This window comes from Verrucosispora sp. WMMA2044 (assembly GCF_027497155.1).
Taxonomy (GTDB): Bacteria; Actinomycetota; Actinomycetes; order Mycobacteriales; family Micromonosporaceae; genus Micromonospora; species Micromonospora palythoicola.
Genome location: NZ_CP114913.1, coordinates 4,125,303 through 4,148,305 on the forward strand (window position 1 = coordinate 4,125,303; position 23,003 = coordinate 4,148,305).

Sequence of the window (23,003 nt, forward strand, 5' to 3'; positions counted from 1 at the left end):
AATGAAGCGACTGTTACGGATGTCCGGGCTCGCCTCCGCCCTCGCTCTGAGCCTGCTCGTGGCACCCGCCTCAGCCCAGGCCGCACCCGACCACGCCGCCGCCGAGGTCCAGGCGGAGATCGCTGCCAGCGAGGCCGCCATGATCGACGAGGTGACGCTCGCCGCGTCCGGCTGCGGTTCCGTCTGCGACGGCAAGGACCCGGCAACCTTCAAAATCTACACCAGCTACGGCAACTACTACACCTGCGGTCAGGACGCCATAACCCCGACGTCCGGCAGCTACACGTACCGTGTGTCCGACCCGACGGGCAGCGTCGAGCTGCGGTACAGCCCGCGATGCCGCACGGCATGGGCGCGGACCAGCTCCTCCGCCGTCACCTTCAAGGTGGTCAGCCGCACCCTCAGCGGCACGCACCGGATGACGATCACGGACCGCTACCCGAGTTCCTGGACCCTCATGGTCAACGACGCCAACCTGGAGGCGCAGGCCTGCTACTGGCCGGACGGCCCGTACGAGGGTTGGGACTGCACTCGTTGGTACTGAGGCCGAACTGACCCGCTGCCGGCGACCAGGACCGTGGTCGCCGGCAGCGGTGTGCCCGCCGGCCGTGGCGCCGACGTGCGATCGCGGCCGGCTTCAGACCCGCGCCCGGTCCAGGCCGTAGGTGAGCGCGTCGACCAGGGCGTGCCAGCTCGCCTCGACCACGTTGGGGTGTACGCCGACAGTGGTCCAGCCACCGCCCCGCCCGTCGGCCGTCTCGACGAGCACCCGGGTCACCGCGCCGGTGCCGTGGCTGCCCTCCAGGATCCGAACCTTGTAGTCGGCCAGCTCGAAGTCCCGCAACTCCGGGTAGTGGCGGCCGAGACCGACCCGCAGCGCCTCGTCCAACGCGTTCACCGGACCGTTGCCCTCGGCCGTGGCGATCACCCGTTCCCCGCGTACCCGAATCTTGACGGTCGCCTCGGAGACGACCGAGCCGTCCTCGCGGTGCTCGACCAGCACCCGGTACGACTCCAGCGCGAAGGGCCGCACCGGCGCGGCGTCCGGCAGCTCGGAGCGGACCAGCAGCTCGAACGAGGCGTCGGCGGCCTCGAAGGACCACCCGCCGGCCTCCAGCTCCTTGACCCGGTTGGTGACCCGGGACAGGGTCTCCGGATGGCCGGCCAGATCCAACCCCAGCTCGCGGCTCTTCAGCTCGATGCTGGCCCGGCCGGCCATCTCGGTGACCAGGATCCGCATGTCGTTGCCGACCACCTCGGGCTCCACGTGGTTGTAGAGCAGCGGATCCACCTTGATCGCGCTCGCGTGCAACCCCGCCTTGTGGGCGAAGGCTGCGGCCCCGGCGTACGCCTGGTGGGTGTCGGGGGCGATGTTGGCGATCTCGGCGATGGCGTGGGAGACCCGCACCATCTGCTCCAGGCAGCCCTCCGGTAGGACCGGCAGCCCGAGCTTGAGTTGGAGATTCGCGACGACCGCGAAGATGTCGGCGTTGCCCGGCCGCTCGCCGTACCCGTTGGCGGTGCCCTGCACGTGCCGGACCCCGGCCTCCACGGCGGCGATGGTGTTGGCCACCGCGCAGGCGGTGTCGTTCTGGGCGTGCATGCCGAGCAGCTCCGGCGCGACACCGATCCGGTCGGTGAGGTCGACGATGGCGGCGGTCACCTGGGACGGCAGCATCCCGCCGTTGGTGTCGCAGAGCACGAACCGCTCGGCGCCCGCCGCGAGGGCGGTCTCCACCACCGACGCGGTGTACGCCGGATCGTGCCGGTAACCCTCGAAGGTGTGCTCACCGTCGACGAAGACCCGACGCCCCTCGGCGACCAGGTGGGCCACCGTGTCGTGGATCATCGCCAGGTTCTCCTTGGCGGTCGTGCGCAACGCCCGCTCGACGTGCCGCAGATCGGCCTTGGCGACCAGGGCGACCGCCGGGGTCTGCGCGTCGAGCAGGCCACGCACCTGCGGATCGTCGGCGGCCACCGTGCCGGCCCGGCGGGTGGCGCCGAACGCGACGAGCACCGCGTGTCGGAGGTCGAGTTCGGTACGCGCCCGGCGGAAGAACTCGGTGTCCTTCGGCACCGCGCCCGGCCAGCCGCCCTCGATGAAACCCACACCGAACTCGTCGAGCAGCCGCGCCACGGCGAGCTTGTCGACCACCGAGTAGCTGAGCCCCTCCCGCTGGGCGCCGTCGCGCAGCGTGGTGTCGTAGACCTGAAACGTCATGGTGATCCCTTCGTCAGGCACCGGCCGGCGCAACAAAAAGACCCCCCGCGGATGCGGGAGGTCTGCGCGCTCGGCGAGGGGAAGGCCGGCGCGCTAGTTGCCAATAATGCGGGCGGTGCTGGTCACGTCCGGTACTCTGCCACCTCCGGGTCGCTTCTGGGAGGCACAATCCACATCTCGGGACGGCGGGTGGTGGCTGTGCCGGATGGTTTTCCTGGTGTAGAGCGCCCGTGCCGGGGTAGGAGTTTTCGGGACAACGAAACACGTTCCTCCGAGACGGCCCAACCACGGGCCGGGGCAGGAGAATCCCGTGGACAGGCTCGACCCCAACACCACGCACACCACGCCCGACCCGGAGCTGCGTGCCGTCGACCAGAGCGTCGTCGCGGGCGGCGCGCCCGCCGGCGCCTTCGACCCCTGGAGCTACCGGGACGAGGCCGGGGTGGCCGGCGCGAACCTGGTCGGCTACAAGGTGGAGGCCAGCGACGGCTCGATCGGCAAGATCGACAGTGACAGCACCGAGGTCAACGCCAGCTACCTGGTGGTGGACACCGGGCCGTGGATCTTCGGCAAGAAGGTGATGCTCCCGGCCGGCACGGTGAACCACGTCGACCACGAGGAGCAGAAGGTCTTCGTCGACCGCACCAAGGACCAGATCAAGGCCGCGCCGGAGTACGACGAGACGGCCACCGACCCGGCCTACCGGGACAAGCTCGGCGGCTACTACAACGACACGTACAGCGCCATGCCGCCCGGTGGCCCGCTCCGGTAGGACACCTGACGACGTGACGGCCGGTGGGACGCTGTTCCACCGGCCGTTACCGTGTCCGGATGGACGCCATTGAGCAGACTCGCAGGATCCCCTTCACCAGGATGTTCAACTTCCGGGACGTGGGCGGCTACCGCGGCCTGGACGGGCGTGCCGTCCGCACCGGACGGCTCTACCGCTCCGACTCGCTGCACGGGATGGATGAGGCCGACCGGGAGGCGTTCGCCGCGCTCGGCGTCCGGACCGTGGTCGACCTGCGCCGCCCGCAGGAGGTCGAGCGATACGGCCGGGTCCCCGACTTCGACGGCCTCACCTACCGGCACATCCACCCGGAGCACGCGCACTGGGAGGAGCGGCCGTACCAGCCTGACACCGATCTGGCCCGCTACCTCGCCGACCGGTACGCCGATCTGGCCCGCAGCGGCACCGCCGGTCTCGCCGAGGCGATCGGCCTGATCGCCGACAGCGCGAACGCGCCGGTGGTGGTGCACTGCGTCGCGGGCAAGGATCGCACCGGCATCGTCTGCGGCCTGACCCTCGCGGTGCTCGGCGTCGAGGACGCCGAGATCGCGGCGGACTACGCGCTGAGCACCGAGGCGTCGCAGCGCTTCGCCGCCTGGGTGGCCACCGCCCATCCCGAGGTGCCCGAGCTGCCCGTGCCGTACCTGTCCTCACCGGCCGAGACGATGCTGCTCTTCCTGGCCGAGATCCGGATGGGGCACGGCTCGGTCGACGACTACCTGCGGCATGCCGGGGTCACCGACGAGCAGCTCGCCGCCCTGCGTGACCACCTGCTGACCTAGGCCTGGTTGTCCCAGACCGTGCCCGCGCGAGCTTCATGAGCACGGCAGGACGGTGCAGGGGCCCCGCGCCACGCTCGGCGTGACGACGGGGCCCCGACGAACCGCTCAGAAGACGCGGTGGACCCAGTTGTGCGGGTCCTCGGCCTTGCCCCGCTGGAGGTCCACCAGCTGTTGGCGCAGCGCCATGGTGACGGTGCCCGGCTCTCCGCCGGCGACGGTGAACTCCCCGTCCGGGAAACGCACCTGCCCGATCGGGGTGATCACCGCAGCGGTGCCGCAGGCGAAGACCTCGCGGAGTCGGCCGCTGGCGGCGTCGGTCCGCCAGTCGTCGAAGGTCACCGGCCGCTCCTCGACCCGGTGGCCGGCCGCCGCGGCCAGGGTGAGCACCGACTCGCGGGTGATGCCGGGCAGGATCGTGCCGGTGAGCGGCGGAGTGGCGATCGACCCGTCGTCGTAGACGAAGAAGACGTTCATGCCGCCCAGTTCGTCGACGAACCGACGCTCCACGGCGTCGAGGAAGACCACCTGGTCGCAGCCGTGTTCGAGGGCCTCGGCCTGGGCTGCCAGCGAGGCGGCGTAGTTGCCGCCGCACTTGGCCGCGCCGGTGCCGCCGGGCGCGGCGCGGGTGTAGTCGGGCGAGACCCAGACCGTCACCGGCTTGACCCCGCCGGAAAAGTACGCCCCGACGGGCGAGGCGATCACCGAGTAGAGGTACTCGTTGGCCGGACGGACGCCGAGGAAGACCTCGCTGGCGAACATGAACGGCCGCAGGTAGAGGCTGCCGCCGTCGTCGCCGTCGGGAATCCACTCCCGGTCGATCTCGATCAGCCGGTGCAACGAGTCCACGAAGGTCTGCTCCGGCAACGCCGGCATGGCCATCCGGGCGGCGGAGGTGTTGAACCGGGCCGCGTTGGCGTACGGGCGGAACATCGTCACCCCACCGTCGGCCGCCCGGTACGCCTTCATGCCCTCGAAGATCTCCTGCGCGTAGTGCAGCACCGCGCTGGCGGGATCCATCGGGATCGGTGCGCGGGCCTCGACCCGGGCGTCGTACCAGCCCTTGCCGTCGGCGTAGCGGATGGTGACCATGTGGTCGGTGAACACCCGGCCGAACCCGGGGTTTGCCAGCAGCGCAGCCCGGTCGGTGGCGGATACCGGTGCGGGGTTCGGACGGATCTCGAAATCGATCTTGTCACCACCGCTCATCGCGCTGACCTCCCTGGGGACGACGGCATGCGCCGACCGCACGCCGGAAACATGGTTGTGCCAGAAACCTACCCCGAACGGTCGTTCAGCGGATAGGTCCACCGGTGGACAGGTGGCACACCACCGGCGAGTCGCCACCGCCACCCTGGTTCCGCCGAAGCGGCGAGGTGGCCGTGGCCGGTGGGACGCGAACGGTTCAGCCGGCGGCCTGCGCCGCGATCCGGTCGCCCACCTCGGCGGTACGTACCGTTACCTCGGGGCTCCGGCCGGCCAACTCCGCACTGACCGCGGCGGTGATCCGCGCGGCGGCGTCGGCATGCCCGAGTTGGTCGAGCAGCAGGGCCGCCGAGAGTACGGCGGCGACCGGGTCGGCGAGGCCGCGACCGGCGATGTCCGGGGCGGAGCCGTGCACCGGCTCGAACATCGACGGGTACGCCCCGTCGGGGTTGATGCAGCCGCTGGCGGCCAGCCCGATGCCACCGGTCACCGCGGCGGCGATGTCGGTGAGAATGTCGCCGAACAGGTTGTCGGTGACCACCACGTCGTACCGCTGCGGCTGGGTGACCAGGAACATCGCCGCGGCGTCGACGTGCTGGTACTCGGTGGCGATGTCGGGGTGCTCGGCGGCGACCGTCTCGAAGGTGCGCGACCACAGGGAGCCGGCGTGGGTGAGCACGTTCGTCTTGTGCACGAGCGTCACCTTGCGCCGTTCGCGCCGGGCGGCGCGGGCGAAGGCGTCCCGGATCACCCGCTCGACACCGTGCCGGGTGTTCAGGCTCTCCTCGGTGGCGATCTCGGCCGGGGTGCCCCGGTGCAGCGAGCCGCCGGCACCTGCGTACAGGCCCTCGGTGCCCTCCCGGACGACCACCAGGTCGACCTCGCCCGGCTTGACCGCCGCGAGCGGACTTGTCACTCCCGGCCAGAGCCGCGACGGGCGCAGGTTGACGTACTGGTCGAAGGCGAAGCGCAGCTTCAGCAGCAGACCGCGCTCCAGCACGCCGGGCGGCACGGTCGGGTCGCCGACCGCGCCGAGCAGGATCGCGTCGTGTCCGGCCAGCTCGTCGAGCACCGAGTCGGGCAGCACCTCGCCGGTGCGGTGGTAACGTGCCGCACCGAGGTCGTACTCGGTCACCTCGACACCGGGCAGCACCGCGTCGACGACCTTGCGGGCCTCCGCGACCACCTCGGGGCCGATGCCGTCCCCGGCCACCACCGCGATCCGTGCCACGTCCGTCAGCTCCTTAGCTCGAATGGCTCGACGGTACGCCGCCGTCCCGCCCCCCGGTACGAATGTTCCACCTTTCGGGAAATTGGTGACGCACAGCAGCTTCCCAGGCGGCATTCATGGCTCGGTCATCTCCGCTGCCTAGCGTGAGCGTGACGGGCCGGGGGCCCGGGCGAGCGCCGCGACGGGGCGGCACGCGCCGAGGAGAGGGCGGACGCGATGTGGACCGACGAGCAACCACGAACCCGCTGGGTCGATCCGGCGGTCTTCCGCCTCCGCCGGCCCGACCTGCGACTGGGCGCCCGGGAGCAGCGGCCGGACCGCACCGACCTGGTGGCCGGGGACCGGATCGCCGTCCGGCACACCGTTCGCACCTCGACGGCCGCCTACACCCTGCTGCTGAACGCTCCCGAGTGGTTGGGCCGGCGCGGCACCGGCGCGGCGCTGCGTGACGCGGTGGCCGAACTGCGGGCGATCGACCTGACCTACGGCCCGAACCGCCCGGAGAGCCTGGTGTCCCGGCTGCGCCGGGGTGAGATCAGCCCCGAGTCGTACCCGCCGCTGCGCGACCTGGTGGGCCGCTGCGCCGCGATGCGCGCGGCCACGGACGGCTGGTTCGACGCCTGGGCGGTGCCCGGCGGCTTCGACCCGGGTGGCCTGCTCGGCGGGTGGGCGGTCGAGCGGGCCGCGGCCCGGTTGCGCGACGCCGGCATCCACGACTACGCCGTGCTCACCGGCGCCGACCTGGTGGTACGCGGCCAGGCCGGACACGGCGGCCCGTGGCGGATCGCGGTGCACCACCCCACCGATCGGAGCCGGGCCCCGCTGCTGCTGGAGATGACGGCCGGCGCGGTCGGCACCTCCGGGGTGACCGGACGGCAGCGCCACGTGGTGGACCCGCACACCGGCGAGCCGGCCGGGCAGTTGGTCGCCGCGACCGTGGTCGGGCCCGACCTCGCGGTCGCCGACGCCTACGCCACCGCCCTGTACGCCGCCGGGCCGGCGGGACTGGCCTGGTTCCGCCCCGGGTCGGACTACCAAGTGCTCTTCGCCGCAGAGCGCTGAACCGCGCGACCCCACCAGGGGCGTGGGAAAGCAGAGGGCAGAAACACGGATCGGCCTCCACGGTCGCGGCAACGACCGTGGAGGCCGGTCGGCGACGAGTGCGCGTGGCTCGCGCAATCGAGGGGTGCGGGCCGCTCGGCCGGACGTCGACCTCGCCACCCGAAGACGGGCCGGCGCCACGTGCTCGGCAGGTGACCGCACCGGTACGTTATCGAATTGACGCGTTTCGCGGCAAGGGTTCCACAGGGGAGCATCTGCGCAATGCCGGTACCCCAGGCGTTTGCCTGCGGCAGGGTCGTTTTCGACAAGGTGAACCGCAGATGGCACGCTGTCCGCCGTGAGTTTCGATCTGAGCGTGTGGGCCCTGGCGGACGGGGCGACGCCCGAGGACGTACGAGCGGCGGTGCAGCAGTGCCGTAGCGGCCGGCACCACCAGCGTCAGCCGGACCCACGATGCGTGGGCTTCTACCGGGCGATCACCGCCAGCTACCCCGACCAGCCGGCCGGCCCGAACACTCCCTGGGCGGTCGCACCGCTGCACAAGGCGGCCGACCACATCGAGCTGAACCTTGACCCGGCCTGCCCGGACCAGGTGCTGCTCGACATCGAGCGGCTGGCCGGCGAGCACCGGCTGATGCTGTTCGACGCCCAGGACGGTTCGGTCTACCCGCCGCCCGGGGTCCGGCTGCCCGGCTGACCTGCCCGCCGGTGCCGGGCGACGGGCCCGACCGCGCAGGCGGGCGCGATGCGCCGACCGAAGCCGGCTCGGTGACCGGACTACGAGGGGCCCGGCCAGTGGCCGGGCCCCGTCGTGGCGTGCCTGCGGCGCGCTACTCGTCGCGCAGGTCGGCGGCGCTGGCCGACGTCGCGCCGATCGAGTCCGCGGCCGAGGTGAGCAGATCGGCACCGAGCGCCTGGTCCACGGTGAGGGTCATCAGCGTCTCACCGCCGGCCTCCCGACGAGCCACCTGCATCGCCGCGATGTTGATGCCGGCCTGACCGAGCAGGGTGCCGACGATGCCGACCACGCCCGGGCGGTCGGCGTAGCGGAGGAAGAGCAGGATGCCCTCGGCGCCGATCTCCACGTCGAAGCCGTCCACCTCGGTCAGCTTGATGACGTCGCGGGGGCCGGCCTGCGCGACGGTGCCGGAGACACTCACCGTCCGACCGTCGGGCAGCGCGCCGCGCACGGTGACCAGGACCGGGTGGTCGACGGTCTCCGCCTGGGTATTCAGCGACATCTCGACACCGCGCTGCGCGGCCAGGTGCGGAGCGTTGACGTAGGTCACCTGCTCCTCGACCACCGAGCTGAACAGGCCCTTGGTGGCGGCGAGCTTGAGCACCGACACGTCGTGGTCGACGATCTCACCGCGTACCTCGACGGTGACGCTGGCGGCGATCCCGCCGGCCACCGCGGTGAAGGCGCGGCCGAGCTTCTCGGCAAGCGGCAGCAACGGCCGGACGTCCTCGGCCACCACGCCGCCGGCCTGCACGTTCACCGCGTCCGGCACGAACTCGCCCTGCAGGGCCAGCTTCACGCTCTTGGCGACCGCGAGGCCGGCCTTGTCCTGCGCCTCCGCGGTGGAGGCCCCCAGGTGCGGAGTGGCCACCACGTTGTCGAAGGCGAACAGCGGCGAGGAGGTGCACGGCTCCTTGGCGTAGACGTCCACCCCGGCGCCGGCGACCCGACCCTCGGCGAGCGCGTCGGCGAGTGCCTGCTCGTCGATCAGCCCGCCCCGGGCGGCGTTGACGATGCGTACGCCCGGCTTGACGATGGACAGCTCCTTCTCCCCGATCAGGCCCACGGTCTCGGGGGTCTTCGGCAGGTGGATCGAGATGAAGTCGCTCTCCCGCAGCAACTCCTCCAGCCCGACCAGGCGTACGCCGAGCTGCGCGGCCCGGGCCGGCTGGATGTACGGGTCGTACGCGATGAGCCGGGTGCCGAAGGCGGCGATCCGGGAGGCGAAGAGGACGCCGATGCGGCCGAGGCCGACCACGCCGACGGTCTTGCCCTGAAGCTCGACACCGGTGTACTTCGACCGCTTCCACTCCCCCGCCTTCAGCGCTGCGCTGGCGCTGGCGGTGTTGCGGGCGACGGCCAGCAGCAGCGCGACGGCCTGCTCGGCGGCGGAGACGATGTTGGAGGTGGGTGCGTTGACGACCATGACGCCCCGGGCGGTGGCGGCCGGCACCTCGACGTTGTCCAGGCCGACACCGGCCCGGGCCACGACCTTGAGTCGGGGGGCGGCGGCGATCGCCTCGGCGTCGATCTGGGTGGCGCTGCGGACGATGACGGCGTCGGCCTCGGAGAGCGCCGAGAGCAGGGCCGGGCGGTCGGTGCCGTCCACGTGCCGGACGTCGAAGTCGTGGGCGAGCACCTCGATGGCGGCGGGGGCGAGTTCTTCGGCGATCAGTACGACAGGAGTCATTGGTCCTCGTAGATGTCGTCAGAGCGGTCGGCCGGGGGCTGGGCGCTGCGCTGCGCCCGGCGCGCTCCCGGGCCATGGCCGTCAGGTGCCGCCTGGAGCACCTACCCGCGATCGTAGGGTGCGGGTCGCCCGGCGCGCCCCGGAGTGTGGGGTGAGTGCCCTCACAAACCGGACGTGACGTGCGTGTTAACGATCGTTTACCACGTGGGGACAGCACGGCACCCGGCCCCGGCGTCGGGGAGAACGCCGAAGCCGGGTGCCGTCCGGAAAAGCGCTCAGGCGGTCTCGGTGATCGGCCGGTCCACCCAGCTCATCATGCCGCGCAGCTTCGCGCCGGTCTCCTCGATCGGGTGCGCCGCGCCCTCGTTCCGCCACTTGTTGTAGTTGGGCCGCCCGGCCTCGTCTTCGGCCACCCACTCGCGGGCGAACTCGCCGTTCTGGATCTCACCGAGGATCTTGCGCATCTCCTCCTTGACCCGGCCGTCGATGACCCGGGGTCCGCGGGAGAGGTCGCCGTACTCGGCGGTGTCGGAGACGCTGTAGCGCATCCGGGCGATACCGCCCTCGTACATCAGGTCCACGATCAGCTTCAGCTCGTGCAGGCACTCGAAGTAGGCCACCTCGGGGGCGTAGCCGGCCTCGGTGAGCACCTCGAAACCGGTCTGCACCAGCGCCGCCGCGCCGCCGCAGAGCACCGCCTGCTCGCCGAAGAGGTCGGTCTCGGTCTCCTCGGTGAAGGTGGTCTTGATCGCGCCGGCCCGGGTGCCGCCGATGCCCTTGGCGTACGACAGGGCCAACGCGAACGCGTCGCCGCTACCGTCCTGCTCCACGGCGACCAGGCAGGGCACGCCCTTGCCGTCGACGTACTGCCGGCGGACCAGGTGACCGGGGCCCTTCGGGGCGACCATCGCCACGTCCACCCCGGCCGGCGGCTTGATCAGCCCGTACCGGATGTTGAAACCGTGCCCGAAGAACAGCGCCTTGCCGGCGCTGAGGTTCGGCGCGATCGACTCGGCGTAGATGTGGCGCTGCGCGGTGTCCGGGGCGAGGATCATGATGACGTCGGCCTCGGCCGCCGCCTCGGCCGGGGTGAGCACCCGCAGCCCCTGCTCCTCGGCCTTCGGCCGGCTCTTCGAGCCCTCCGGCAGGCCGATCACCACGTCGACACCGGAGTCGCGCAGCGACAGCGCGTGCGCGTGCCCCTGGCTGCCGTAACCGATCACGGCGACCTTCTTCGACTGGATCAGGCCCAGGTCGGCGTCGTCGTCGTAGTACACCTCAACGCTCATGACTTCCCTTTCGTACGGCGGCCGCAGCGGCCCGTCGTGGCTGGTGGCCGGCCCCGGTCACCCGGACCCGGGCCGTGGTGGGGTCAGGCGGCCCGCAGGGCCGGGCCGGCGGTGATCGCACGCGAGCCGCGCCCGATCGCCACCAGACCCGACTGGACCATCTCCTTGATGCCGAAGGGCTCAAGGTCGCGCAGCAGCGCGTCGAGCTTGTCCGGGGTGCCGGTCGCCTCGACGGTGAGGGTGTCGGCGGCCACGTCTACCACCCGGGCCCGGAACAGGTTGACCGTCTCCAGGACCTGGCCCCGGGCGTTGCGGTCGGCGCGCACCTTGACCAGCAACAGCTCGCGGGCCACCGAGGTGCCCGGATCCAACTCGACGATCTTCAGTACGTTCACCAGCTTGTTGAGCTGCTTGGTGACCTGCTCCAGCGGCGAGGACTCCGCGTTGACCACGATGGTGATCCGCGAGACGTCCGGGTTCTCGGTCTCGCCGACCGCCAGACTGTCGATGTTGAAGCCGCGCCGGGAGAACAGCCCGGAGACCCGGGCCAGCACGCCGGGCTTGTTCTCCACCAGGACGGAGAGGGTGTGGATGGTCATCAGATATCGTCCTCGTCGAAGGCCGGGCGGACGCCGCGGGCGAACATGATCTCGTCGTTGCTGGTGCCGGCCGGGACCATCGGCCAGACCATGGCGTCCTTGCCGACCACGAAGTCGATCACCACCGGTCGGTCGTTGATGGACATGGCCATCTCGATGGTCCGATCCACGTCCTCGGCGGTCTCGCAGCGCAGCCCCACGCAGCCCAGCGCCTCGGCCAGCTTGACGAAGTCCGGAATGCGGTGCTTGTGGGTGCCGAGGTCGGTGTTGGAGTAGCGCTCGTCGTAGAAGAGCGTCTGCCACTGCCGAACCATGCCGAGGTTGCCGTTGTTGATGACCGCGATCTTGACCGGGATGCCCTCCAGCGCGCAGGTGGCCAACTCCTGGTTGGTCATCTGGAAGCAACCGTCGCCGTCGATGGCCCAGACCACCGTGTCCGGTCGGCCCACCTTGGCGCCCATCGCCGCCGGCACCGCGTAGCCCATGGTGCCGAGTCCACCGGAGTTGAGCCAGGTCTGCGGCTTCTCGTACGAGATGAACTGGGAGGCCCACATCTGGTGCTGTCCGACACCCGCGACGTAGATCGTGTCCGGTCCGGCGATCTCCCCCAGTCGCTTGATCACGTACTGCGGGGAGAGGGTGCCGTCGGACGGCTCCTCGTAGCCCAGCGGGTAGCGCTCGCGCAGGTCGTCGAGCTGCGCCCACCAGTCACTGAGGTCGGTGGTACGGCCCGCCGCGCGCTCGGCGGTGACCGCCGCCAGCAGCTCGTCGATGACGTGCCGGGCGTCGCCGACGATCGGCACGTCCGCGTGCCGGTTCTTGCCGATCTCCGCGGGATCGATGTCGGCGTGCACCACCGTGGCGTCCGGCGCGAACGAGTCCAGCTTCCCGGTGACCCGGTCGTCGAACCGGGCGCCCAGCGCCACGATCAGGTCCGCCTTCTGCAGCCCGTAGACCGCGGCGACGGTGCCGTGCATGCCCGGCATGCCCAGGTGCTGCCGGTGCGAGTCGGGGAACGCGCCGAGCGCCATCAGCGTGGTGATCACCGGGATGCCGGTCATCTCGGCCAGCTTGCGCAGACCCTCGGTGGCGCCGGCCTTGAGCACGCCGCCGCCGACGTAGAGCACCGGCCGGCGGGCGGCGCTGATCAGCCGTGCCGCCTCGCGGATCTGCTTACCGTGCGGGTGCAGGGTGGGCCGGTAGCCGGGCAGGTCCAGGGTGGGCGGCCAGGCGAAGGTCGTCGACGCCTGGAGAACGTCCTTGGGGATGTCCACCAGGACCGGGCCGGGGCGCCCGGTCGAGGCCAGGTGGAACGCCTCGGCCAGCACCCGGGGAATCTCGCTGCCGTCCTGCACCAGGAAGTTGTGCTTGGTGATCGGCAGGGTGATGCCCTGGATGTCCGCCTCCTGGAAGGCGTCCGTGCCGATCGACGGGCGGGCCACCTGACCGGTGATCGCCACCAGCGGCACCGAGTCCATGTACGCGTCCGCGATCGGGGTGACCAGGTTCGTCGCGCCCGGACCGGAGGTGGCGATGCACACCCCGACCCGGCCGGTGGCCTGGGCGTAACCGGTGGCGGCATGACCGGCGCCCTGCTCGTGCCGGACCAGGATGTGCCGCACGGTCGAGTCGTAGAGCGGGTCGTACGCCGGCAGGATCGCGCCGCCCGGGATGCCGAAGACGACGTCTACGCCGAGTGCCTCCAGGGAGCGCACCAGCGAGCCGGCACCGGACACCTGGGCCGGGGCGGGACGGGCCGCCGGAACGGCCGGCGAGGCGGCGCGGGTGTGGTCGGCGTCACTCGGCGCCTCGGCGGCGGTGCGGGCGCGCCGGGCGGAGTGGGCGAGCGTCTCGGGCGTGGGTCTCGTCATGGCGGTTGGCCTTCGGCTGAAGTGGGTGGGGCTGCTCACACTGTGGAACGCGGGCGAGGCCGGCGTTCGATTGGTTCGACGGCAAGAAAAAGGCCCACGTGCCAGATGCACGGGGCCAGCGCACTCTCAGTCAGGGAGAGTGCGCTCAGGTAAGTACTCGCAGCGACCGGTACGACGACATGGGCTCAAGACTGACGCATCTCATGCGATGAGTCAACTGATCCCACATTTTGGTTCACGGACCTCGGCGCGTCGCCGCCCGGCGCGCCGATCCGACCGGGCATGACCTGGCCGGGGACGCCCTCGCCCCGACGCTGAAGGGGCGGTCCGACGGGTCGAGCAACCGCGCTGTCAGCCGCCGGACGGGCCGGGCGGGCACCCGGCGACGTCGCCGCGTCCAGCATCGCCTCCAGGTGCTCCGCCGGTACGCCCCAGCCGAACAACGCACCCTGGCCGAACCGGCAACCGGCGGCCACCACCGCGGCCAACTCTGTGGGAGTGGTCACCCCCTCGGCGATCACCTCCAGGCCGAACTGGTGGCCCAACCGCATCACGATGTCGACCATCGGGGCGAAGGCCGGACCGTCGCGCCCTTCCGGCTGGACCGGCTCGTGCTCCGCCACCAGTCCGTGATCGATTTTGAGAATGTCGATCGGCAGCCGGCGGAGCTGGTTGAGCGAGGAGTAGCCGGCGCCGAAGTCGTCGAGGGCGATCCGCACACCGGTCAGCCGCAGCGCGGTCAGCCGCCGGATCAGCTCGTCGAGGTCGGTGGCGACCGCGTGCTCGGTGATCTCCAGCACCAGCCGCTGCGGCGGCACGTGATGGGCGCGCAGCGCCTCGGCGACCTGCACCACGTACTCGGGGGCGTGCAGCTCACGCGGGGAGACGTTCACCGACACCCAGACGTCGTGACCCTCGGCCAGCCAGCGGGACAGCTGGTAGCAGGCCTGGTGCAGCACCCAGGCACCGAGCCCGGCGATCATCCCGCTCTCCTCGGCGAGGGGGATGAACTCGTCCGGTCGTACGTTGCCCAGCTCCGGGTGACGCCAGCGCAGCAGCGCCTCCGCGCCGACCGGGCGTACCGACGGCAGGGAGGCCACCGGCTGGAACACCAGCCGCAACTCGTCCCGCTCGATCGCACCGCGCAGCTCGTGCTCGAGCGTGGTGCGTCGGCGCAGCAGCCGGTCGTACGCGCCGTCGTAGCGCTCGATCCGGTTCTTGCCACGTTGCTTGGCGTAGCGCAGCGCCAGATCCGCGTGCCGCAGCAGCAGCTCGACGTCGGGCTCGTCGGCCCAACCCGCCAGGCCGATGCTGACCGACAGGAAGACGGGTGCCTCTGGCTGCTCGTAGGCGCCGCCGAGAACCCGCAACAGTCGTTCCGCGACCACCCCAGCTCCCGCCGGGCCACCGTGCATGAGCACCGCGAACTCGTCGCCACCGAGCCGGGCCGCCAGATCACCGGGGCGAAGGTTGCCCCGCAACCGCCGGCCCACCTCGGCGAGCACGGCGTCGCCGACGTCGTGCCCCCGCATGTCGTTGACGTTCTTGAAGCCGTCCAGGTCCAACCCGAGCAGCACGCACGGCACCCGTTCCTCCGCGCTGCGGTGCAGGGCCCGCAGCAGGCCGCGACGGTTGGCCAGCCCGGTGAGCGCGTCGGTGTGCGCGAGCTGCCGGAAGTGCGCCTCCCGGTCGGCCAGCCGGCGGGCGTAGGCCCGCACGTCGTGCAGGGTGAGGTACTGCCGGGCGACCAGGGCGAACCCCTCGACGCTGCCGGCCGCGATGGCCAACCCGTCGAACCGGCCGTCCTGCAGGAGGTGGTACATCGCCGAGGCGGCCATGGCGCCCATCGGCACGAAGGCGTACTCGCCGTCGCGACGGATCACGTCGATGGCGAGCTGGCCCGGCGGATCGATCCGGTACGCCGCCACCGCCGCGATCAGCAGCCCGACGGCCAGGATCACCGCGCCGGTCAGCGCCAGGCCGGGCCCGGCCTGGCAGAGCCCGGCCGCGACACCCAGCCCGCCGACCGACGCGGCGGTGATCCCGGTGCCGAGCACGGCCAGGCAGCGTCGGGGCGGGGGCGCCCGGAGCACCATGATCGCGGAGAGGCCGGCGCTCAACGCCGCGCTGACCGAGGCGAGCAGGATCGACGGGCAGGCGGTCGGCGTCGCGTCGCCGAGCAGCCGGGTCGGCTCGGAGAACAGCACCCAGCCGACGAACCAGAGCGCTGCGCCCACGATCACGCCGTCCAGCGCGAGCCGGGCCGCCGAGGGCACCGACCCGGTCACCCCGGGCAGGCGGAGCAGGCCGAAGCAGAACAGCAGGCCGCCGGTGGCCGTGCCGAGCGCCACCAGAGTGGCCCACGTGCTGCGATGCTGCTGCTCGTGCGCCCAGTGCTCGCTCGCGGTCACCGCGACCGCCGCACCGACCAGCATGGTCACCGCCGCGAACGCGCCACCGACGGCCAGCACCGCGTACGCCGGACGGTGCGGTGCGGCCCGGCGCCGGACGGCGGCGGCGAGCAGCACGCCGGCCGTCAGGGCGATGAGCGCGCTCAGCACCGCAGCGCCGATCATGGCCGGGGGTGTGTGCACGACCTCAACTGTGCCGGATCGATGCCCGCTGTGGGGATCGGGTGTGCATCTGTTGGGACACGGCGCGACGCCGGTGTCCGGGCCGCGCCGTCGGTGTCAGACTGGTACGCATGCCTGAGCTGCGGTCGAAGACCTCCACGCACGGTCGGACGATGGCCGGCGCCCGGGCCCTCTGGCGGGCCACCGGGATGACCGACGACGATTTCGGCAAGCCGATCGTCGCCATCGCGAACAGTTTCACCCAGTTCGTGCCGGGCCACGTACACCTCAAGGACATGGGCGGCCTGGTCGCCGACGCGGTGGCGGAGGCCGGCGGGGTGGGCCGGGAGTTCAACACGATCGCGGTCGACGACGGCATCGCCATGGGCCACGGCGGCATGCTCTACTCCCTGCCCAGCCGCGAGTTGATCGCCGACGCGGTGGAGTACATGGTCAACGCGCACTGCGCGGACGCCCTGGTCTGCATCTCCAACTGCGACAAGATCACCCCGGGCATGCTGCTGGCCGCGCTGCGGCTGAACATCCCCGCCGTGTTCGTCTCCGGCGGCCCGATGGAGGCCGGCAAGACGGTGGCGATCGAGGGGATCGTGCACAGCAAGATCGACCTGATCGACGCGATGATCGCGTCCTCCAACGAGGCCGTCACCGACGAGCAGCTCGGCGAGATCGAGCGGTCCGCCTGCCCCACCTGCGGCTCCTGCTCCGGCATGTTCACCGCCAACTCGATGAACTGCCTCACCGAGGCGATCGGGCTGGCGCTGCCGGGCAACGGTTCCACGCTGGCCACCCACGCCGCGCGCCGGGCACTGTTCGTCGAGGCCGGCCGCACCGCCGTGGAGATCGCCAAGCGGTGGTACGACGGCGACGACGCCTCGGTGCTGCCCCGCGCGGTGGCCTCCCGGGCCGCGTTCGAGAACGCCGTCGCCCTGGACGTGGCGATGGGCGGGTCGACGAACACGATCCTGCACCTGCTGGCCGCCGCCCGCGAGGCGGAGCTGGACTTCTCCGTGGCCGACATCGACGCGATCTCCCGCCGGGTGCCGTGTCTGGCGAAGGTTGCCCCGAACTCGCCGCAGTACCACATGGAGGACGTGCACCGCGCCGGTGGCATCCCGGCCATCCTCGGCGAGTTGGACCGCGCCGGTCTGCTGCGCCGGGACGTGCACGCGGTGCACTCCCCCACCCTGGAGCGCTGGCTGGCCGACTGGGACGTGCGCGGCGGGGCGGCCAGATCCGAGGCGGTCGAGCTGTTCCACGCCGCACCGGGCGGGGTGCGCACCACCGAGCCGTTCTCCACCACCAACCGCTGGTCGTCCCTGGACACCGACGCGGCCGGCGGCTGCATCCGGGACCGCGAGCACGCGTACAGCGCCGACGGCGGGCTGGCCATCCTGCACGGCAACCTCGCGCCGGAGGGCTGTGTGGTGAAGACCGCCGGGGTGCCCGAGGAGTGCCTGACCTTCCGCGGCCCGGCAAAGGTCTACGAGTCGCAGGACGACGCGGTGACCGCCATCCTGGCCAAGGAGATCGTCGCCGGGGACGTGGTGGTAATCCGCTACGAGGGGCCGAAGGGCGGTCCCGGCATGCAGGAGATGCTCTACCCCACCTCGTTCCTCAAGGGACGAGGGCTGGGTCGGGCCTGCGCGCTGCTGACCGACGGCCGGTTCTCCGGCGGCACCTCCGGGCTCTCCATCGGGCACGCCTCACCCGAGGCCGCCTCCGGCGGGTTGATCGCGCTGGTCGAGCCGGGTGACGAGATCGTCATCGACATCCCGGCCCGCTCCATCGAGCTGAACGTGCCGGCCGACGTGCTGGACGCCCGCCGGGTCGCCCAGGAGAAGCGGGACCGCCCGTACACCCCGGTCGACCGGCAGCGTCCGGTGTCGGCGGCGCTGCGCGCGTACGCCTCGATGGCCACCTCGGCCAGCGACGGCGCCTACCGCCGCGTCCCCGAGTGACCGGCCGGATGGCCCGCCCCCGGTGGCGGGTCATCCGGGCCCTCGTAACCGCCCCGTCTCGGGTAGCGTGGAGGCAGCGTCGCGTGTCGGTGGCAGACCGTGTCAGGCATGGAGGCGTCGGATACGAAGGACCACGACGATGACATTGTCGTTCCCTTCGCCCTCCTGTGTCTGAGGGCGAGAAGACCAGGCTCATCGCCTGGAGTCACGAGCTGCGCAGCGTGCACGATCGGCTACACGAAGCCCTGCGCCTGACCCGCAGCGCACTCGCCGGTGGCGAGGCGGCGGAACCCGCCACCCGTGACCTGCTGCTGTTCTGTCACGGCTTCTGTGCCGCATTGACCGGGCACCACGAAGGCGAGGACCGCGAACTGTTCCCCGCCATCGCCGCCGCCCATCCGGAGCTGCAGGACACCCTGCGACACCTGAAGCAGGACCACTCGATGATCGCGCATCTGCTCGTGGGACTGCAGGCTGCCGTGAACCGGGCCGCCTCCCCGGCCGAACTCGACCGCCACGTCGAGGGGATCGCCGCCATCATGGAGAGCCACTTCCGGTACGAGGAACGCCAACTACTGGCAGTGCTCGACACGCTCGCCCTGAACGCCGACCCGCACGACGTCCTGGGTCCACTGTGAACCAGTTCACCGTCAACAAGACAACCGCGTCGAGCCCGGCGCGGTAAGGCATGCGTCGGGCTCGACGTACGTCGCGCTTGCCGTCACGACCCGAAGCACGCCCGCCCCGGGTCGTTGCTGGTCACGGACTGGTGCAGGTCAACGACGGCGTGGACGGGGAGCCGGAACCCAGGAAGCCGAACGTGGTGGTGCCGGCGGCCGGCAGCGATCCGTTGTAGTCGACGTTCCGCACGATGACGGATGATCCGCTGGTGCTGAGGTTTCCGTTCCAGAGCTGACTGATTCCCTGACCACTGCTCAGATTCCACCGGACGGTCCATCCGTTGATCGGCGCATTGCCCGCCCGGACGACAACCTCGCCCTGGAAGCCGCCGGACCACGAGCTGACGGTCCGGTAGGTCGCGCTGCACGCTCCGCTCGGCGGATTCGTGGTCGGAGGCGTCGTGGTCGGAGGCGTCGTGGTCGGAGGCGTCGTGGTCGGAGGCGTCGTGGTCGGAGGCGTCGTGGTCGGAGGCGTCGTCGGGTTCGAGAGCTTCGGCCCGGCGCAGTTGCTGACGATGCCGGGTACATCGTTGGCGTTGTCCAGTGCGTAGCTGTAGGGCGGGTTGGTGAACGGGGTGACACCACTGCCCTGCGCTCCGGTGTCCCGCCTACCGCTGGTGCCGTCGTAGACGTTGCCGCGGGCGGTGATGTATGTCGGGTTGGAGTCCTGGAAGCGGTGCGGGTTGTTGACGTTCTTGAAGTAGTTGTTCTCAACCAGGACCGAGGCGTACGAGCCGGTGCCGATTGAGTAGGCGTTCCCGGCGGAGGTGTAGTAACTGTTGTAGATGTGACCCTTGCCGAACAGCATGCGGGGGCCCCGCTGGTCGACGAGTTCGGCGAACCAGTTGTGGTGGTAGGTGGCGTTCAACTTCCCGCTGTCGGTGTCACCGTGGGTCGATCCACCGCCGACCAGGCTCGCGAGTCGGTGACTGTGCGAAGAATTGGTGTACCAGAACTTCGACCAGGACACCGTGATGTAGTCGACCCCGCGGGTCAGGTCCAACAGACCGTCGCTGGCGTCCCAGAGGTTAAGGTGGTCGAACCAGAGGTGGTGGGCGTTGCGCGCGGCGATCGTATCCGCCGGACTGCTGCCCTGGCCACCACCCTGCACGTTCAGGTTTCGCACAATGATGTTGCCACCACCGTTGATGTTGATCCCGCCACGGATCGTGGCATTCGCGTCCGCCCCGACGAGCGTCTTGTTGCTACCCACCTCCACCGGCGACGATCCGGTGCTGATGGTGCCGGAGATACGCAGTACCCGGGGCGTGGAACCACCCGCGTACTGACGCAGATCAGCCAGTGATGTGATGTTTTGCGTCGGAGCATTGCCGCCGCCGGTCGTCGTGCTGACCCCGTTGGCGGACACCGCCGCCCAGCCGTACAGCCGGTCGTCGCAGGCGACTGCGGCGGCCACGCTCGCGCCGTGCGGCGTCGGCACCGCCGCTGACACGCTCGGAATTGCCAGGGCTCCTGCCACGGTGAGGGTTACTGCCGAGGCGACGATCGCGGACATCCGCAGGCGTCGTGGCCGGACAGAATTGCCAGACTGAATCACTGCATTGCCTCCGTGTTCGGTGCGCGGCCGGTCAGCCGGCCGTGCACGACCAGTGCGGGTCAGGGGCAACCGCCCCACGAACTGGCATCACGCGCAAGGCAACTCCGCCCGGCTTGTCGCATTGCCAGCGGCCTTACATCACTGCGTGCCCTACCGCTTGATGTTCGGCGCGCACCATGGCGGATCCACGTGTGACGCTCGAATCGGTGACCCGGTGACCGGCTGGGGCTGCCCGTGCCCGACGGCCCGTGATTCCGCCTCCGGCTCACTGCGGAACCCGATCGAGACTATCCATAGAACTCAATATAAGGCAAGCGGTTTCCTCGCCCACTGTCACACTGCACGCTACTGAGAACACGTCGTCCACGTGTGGCTTGGTCCCGATCTTGAGTCACACGTCGCCGGGCGGCGCACCGGGGAACGAACCTGTCGACCATGGTTCACCCGAACGCCATGTCACCCCCGGTAGCGTGGCGCTGGTCGATCGAGATCAGGGAGGATGTCGATGGGTGCGAAACGGATGGCATGCGCCGCGGCCATGGCGGGAGTGCTCGCGGTGGGGGCCGGGATCACCGCCGCTCCGGCGAGCGCGGGCGGACAGCGACCCGGCAACCTACGGGTGGCGACCTTCAACGCCTCGCTGAACCGGGGTGTCGCCGGCGGGCTGGTCGCCGACCTGTCCGGGCGGGACGACGCGCAGGCCGGCAACGTCGCCGAGGTGATCCAGCGGGTACGCCCGGACGTACTGCTGATCAACGAGTTCGACTACGACCCGGCCGGGCGGGCGTTGGCGTTGTTCCAGGACAACTACCTCTCCGTGCCGCGCAACGGCACCCGCGCGATCCGCTACCCGTACCGTTACGCGGCCCCGTCGAACACCGGTGTCCCCTCCGGACACGATCTCAACAACGACGGGACCGTCGGCGGGCCCGACGACGCGTACGGTTTCGGGCTCTTCCCCGGCCAGTACGGCATGGCGGTCTACTCGGCGTACCCGATCGACCTGGCCCGGGTGCGCACGTTCCAGACGTTCCGCTGGCGGGACATGCCCGGCGCGCTGCTGCCCGACGACCCGGCCACCCCCGCGCCCGCCGACTGGTACTCCCGGCAGGAACTCGCCGACGTGCGGCTCTCCTCTAAGAGCCACTGGGACGTGCCGATCCGGCTGCCCGGCCGTACCGTGCACCTGCTGGCCAGCCACCCCACGCCACCGGTCTTCGACGGGCCGGAGGACCGCAACGGCCGCCGCAACCACGACGAGATCCGCTTCTGGGCCGACTACATCTCGCCGTGGCGGGCCGGCTACATCTACGACGACACCGGGCGACGCGGCGGGTTGCGGCCGGGGGCGGCCTTCGTGATCGCCGGGGACCTCAACTCCGACCCGTACGACGGTGACAGCCTGCCCGGCGCGGCGCTGCAGCTGCTCGACCACCCCCGGGTCAACGACCGGGTCGTGCCGGCCAGCGCGGGCGGCACCGCCGCGGCGCGACGGCAGGGCGGCGCCAACCTCGGCCACCGCAGCGATCCGCGTTTCGACACCGCCGACTTCGCCGACACCAGCCCCGGCAACCTGCGGGTCGACTACGTGCTGCCGAGCCGGGGCCTGCCGGTCCGTGCCACCGGAATCTTCTGGCCGGTGCCGGGTGACCCGCTGTTCCGGTTGGTCGGCGACTACGACCCGGCCCTGCCGGGCGGCTTCCCCACCTCCGACCACCGGCTGGTCTGGCTCGACCTGCGGCGCTGAGGTGCCGCCTGCCCCGGCGTCAGTGACCGGCGCCGGGGCCAGACAGAGCTGCTTCCAGGACTTCAGCGTTGCTCGGCCTTCCGGTCGAACATCTGCCCGATGCGGATCTGGTTGCCGAACGGGTCGCGGATACCGAAGTCGATGCCGTACGGCCGTTCCATCGGTTCGTCGGTGATGTCGACACCCTTGGCGACCAGTTCCTCGTACGTCTTGTGGGCGTCGTCGGTGGTCATGAAGAGGAAGCCGCCCGCGGCGCCCTTGGACAGCAGTTCGCGGACCTGCTCGGCGGTGGCCGGGTCGAGGTTCGGCGGGCCCGGCTTCTCCAGCAGGATCTCCCGCTGCCGGTCGCCGGGAATGTTGACCGTGAGCCAACGCATGAAGCCGAGATCCTGATCCGTGTTCAACTCCAGGCCGAGCTTGCCGATGTAGAAGTCGAGCGCCTCGTCCTGGTCGAGGACGTAGATCTGGGAGCGGCTGATCGCGTTCATCGTCATGCCCGAAACGCTAGTGCAACGCTCTGACCTGCTGCTTATCCAAAACTGCTCGGTCTGGTCCACGCCTTCGTGAAGCAGCTCGGTACCGGCGCGGCGGGCGCCGTCCGCCGCTTACGGTAGTCGGTGGGCGACTCACCGACGATCTGCCGGAAGGTACGGCTGAACGTGCCGAGACTGCCGAAACCGACAGCCGTGCAGATCTCCGTCACGTCCTGGTCGCTGTTCACCAGCAGGTACATGGCCCGCTCCACCCGACGCCGTTGCAGGTAGCGGTGCGGGGTCTCACCGAAGGTGGCCCGGAAGGTACGGATGAAGTGCGCCTCGGAGACGTGCGCGACCCGCGCCAGGGTCGGAATGTCGAGCGGTTCGGCGTATGCCCGGTCCATGGCGTCCCGGGCGCGCAACATCGACCTGTTCGTCTCTTCGATTGCTCTGCCCACAGCTGAGTACGGTGCCACAGCCTGCCGCCCCGGTCACGACACTGTCACGACACCG

Annotated in this window: 19 protein-coding genes; 8 read left to right on the plus strand and 11 right to left on the minus strand. The window is 70.9% G+C overall.

Annotated features, from left to right (window positions below; all coding sequences use genetic code 11):
* Position 1: 1 nt before the first annotated feature.
* Positions 2 to 544 carry a DUF2690 domain-containing protein gene (locus tag O3597_RS18780; protein ID WP_281601902.1) on the plus strand — a complete coding sequence of 181 codons (543 nt, stop codon included), beginning with the start codon at positions 2 to 4 and terminating at the stop codon, positions 542 to 544.
* A 93-nt stretch (positions 545 to 637) separates the two neighbouring features.
* On the opposite strand, the gene cimA is transcribed toward O3597_RS18780, so the two are convergent.
* The gene (cimA, locus tag O3597_RS18785; protein ID WP_281601903.1) at positions 638 to 2,221 is read right to left on the minus strand and encodes a citramalate synthase; all 1,584 of its coding nucleotides are present in this window, start codon (positions 2,219 to 2,221) and stop codon (positions 638 to 640) included.
* Between the two features lie 358 nt (positions 2,222 to 2,579).
* On the opposite strand from cimA, the gene O3597_RS18790 reads away from it, so the two are divergent.
* The gene (locus O3597_RS18790; protein ID WP_281604586.1) at positions 2,580 to 2,993 is read left to right on the plus strand and encodes a PRC-barrel domain-containing protein; all 414 of its coding nucleotides are present in this window, start codon (positions 2,580 to 2,582) and stop codon (positions 2,991 to 2,993) included.
* A 59-nt stretch (positions 2,994 to 3,052) separates the two neighbouring features.
* Positions 3,053 to 3,793 (plus strand): tyrosine-protein phosphatase, encoded by a 741-nt coding sequence (locus O3597_RS18795; RefSeq protein ID WP_281601904.1) that lies wholly within the window; start codon positions 3,053 to 3,055, stop codon positions 3,791 to 3,793.
* A gap of 105 nt (positions 3,794 to 3,898) precedes the next feature.
* Here O3597_RS18795 and O3597_RS18800 read toward each other — a convergent pair whose 3' ends face one another.
* On the minus strand, positions 3,899 to 4,999 hold the full coding sequence (locus O3597_RS18800) for a branched-chain amino acid aminotransferase (RefSeq protein ID WP_164445763.1): 1,101 nt from the start codon (positions 4,997 to 4,999) through the stop codon (positions 3,899 to 3,901).
* A 196-nt stretch (positions 5,000 to 5,195) separates the two neighbouring features.
* A complete protein-coding gene (locus O3597_RS18805) occupies positions 5,196 to 6,227 on the minus strand; it encodes a 3-isopropylmalate dehydrogenase (protein WP_164445764.1) in 1,032 nt (343 codons plus the stop codon).
* Between the two features lie 216 nt (positions 6,228 to 6,443).
* On the opposite strand from O3597_RS18805, the gene O3597_RS18810 reads away from it, so the two are divergent.
* Together O3597_RS18810 and O3597_RS18815 are read left to right on the plus strand one after the other, a co-directional pair.
* Complete coding sequence (locus O3597_RS18810; protein WP_281601905.1) at positions 6,444 to 7,289, plus strand: FAD:protein FMN transferase; 846 nt, start codon at positions 6,444 to 6,446, stop codon at positions 7,287 to 7,289.
* A gap of 337 nt (positions 7,290 to 7,626) precedes the next feature.
* On the plus strand, positions 7,627 to 7,986 hold the full coding sequence (locus O3597_RS18815; protein ID WP_216592606.1) for a hypothetical protein: 360 nt from the start codon (positions 7,627 to 7,629) through the stop codon (positions 7,984 to 7,986).
* Positions 7,987 to 8,119: 133 nt separating this feature from the next.
* Here the strand turns inward: O3597_RS18815 and serA are convergent, their stop codons facing one another.
* From serA to O3597_RS18840, 5 genes are all read right to left on the minus strand, one after another.
* Positions 8,120 to 9,718, minus strand: a complete 1,599-nt coding sequence (gene serA, locus O3597_RS18820) for a phosphoglycerate dehydrogenase (RefSeq protein ID WP_164445765.1) — start codon at positions 9,716 to 9,718, stop codon at positions 8,120 to 8,122.
* Positions 9,719 to 9,993: 275 nt separating this feature from the next.
* Positions 9,994 to 11,007 (minus strand): ketol-acid reductoisomerase, encoded by a 1,014-nt coding sequence (gene ilvC, locus O3597_RS18825; RefSeq protein WP_281601906.1) that lies wholly within the window; start codon positions 11,005 to 11,007, stop codon positions 9,994 to 9,996.
* A gap of 83 nt (positions 11,008 to 11,090) precedes the next feature.
* Complete coding sequence (gene ilvN, locus O3597_RS18830) at positions 11,091 to 11,606, minus strand: acetolactate synthase small subunit (protein WP_093401760.1); 516 nt, start codon at positions 11,604 to 11,606, stop codon at positions 11,091 to 11,093.
* A complete protein-coding gene (locus O3597_RS18835) occupies positions 11,606 to 13,477 on the minus strand; it encodes an acetolactate synthase large subunit (RefSeq protein WP_281601907.1) in 1,872 nt (623 codons plus the stop codon). Before O3597_RS18835 ends, ilvN begins: the two co-directional genes overlap by 1 nt.
* Positions 13,478 to 13,662: 185 nt before the next feature.
* Entirely contained in the window at positions 13,663 to 16,071 is a 2,409-nt protein-coding gene (locus tag O3597_RS18840; protein WP_281601908.1) for a bifunctional diguanylate cyclase/phosphodiesterase, read from the minus strand.
* Positions 16,072 to 16,181: 110 nt separating this feature from the next.
* On the opposite strand from O3597_RS18840, the gene ilvD reads away from it, so the two are divergent.
* Together ilvD and O3597_RS18850 are read left to right on the plus strand one after the other, a co-directional pair.
* Positions 16,182 to 18,029, plus strand: coding sequence for a dihydroxy-acid dehydratase (gene ilvD, locus O3597_RS18845; RefSeq protein ID WP_281601909.1), 1,848 nt, complete (start codon positions 16,182 to 16,184; stop codon positions 18,027 to 18,029).
* Positions 18,030 to 18,196: 167 nt separating this feature from the next.
* On the plus strand, positions 18,197 to 18,667 hold the full coding sequence (locus O3597_RS18850) for a hemerythrin domain-containing protein (protein WP_269739456.1): 471 nt from the start codon (positions 18,197 to 18,199) through the stop codon (positions 18,665 to 18,667).
* A gap of 121 nt (positions 18,668 to 18,788) precedes the next feature.
* Here the strand turns inward: O3597_RS18850 and O3597_RS18855 are convergent, their stop codons facing one another.
* Entirely contained in the window at positions 18,789 to 20,225 is a 1,437-nt protein-coding gene (locus O3597_RS18855; RefSeq protein ID WP_281601910.1) for a cellulose binding domain-containing protein, read from the minus strand.
* Between the two features lie 547 nt (positions 20,226 to 20,772).
* Between O3597_RS18855 and O3597_RS18860 the strand changes: the two genes are divergently transcribed.
* Positions 20,773 to 22,014 carry an endonuclease/exonuclease/phosphatase family protein gene (locus O3597_RS18860; RefSeq protein ID WP_269739458.1) on the plus strand — a complete coding sequence of 414 codons (1,242 nt, stop codon included), beginning with the start codon at positions 20,773 to 20,775 and terminating at the stop codon, positions 22,012 to 22,014.
* A 62-nt stretch (positions 22,015 to 22,076) separates the two neighbouring features.
* Here the strand turns inward: O3597_RS18860 and O3597_RS18865 are convergent, their stop codons facing one another.
* Entirely contained in the window at positions 22,077 to 22,508 is a 432-nt protein-coding gene (locus tag O3597_RS18865; protein WP_164445772.1) for a VOC family protein, read from the minus strand.
* A gap of 35 nt (positions 22,509 to 22,543) precedes the next feature.
* Positions 22,544 to 22,948 carry an AraC family transcriptional regulator gene (locus O3597_RS18870; RefSeq protein WP_164445773.1) on the minus strand — a complete coding sequence of 135 codons (405 nt, stop codon included), beginning with the start codon at positions 22,946 to 22,948 and terminating at the stop codon, positions 22,544 to 22,546.
* Positions 22,949 to 23,003 lie beyond the last annotated feature (55 nt).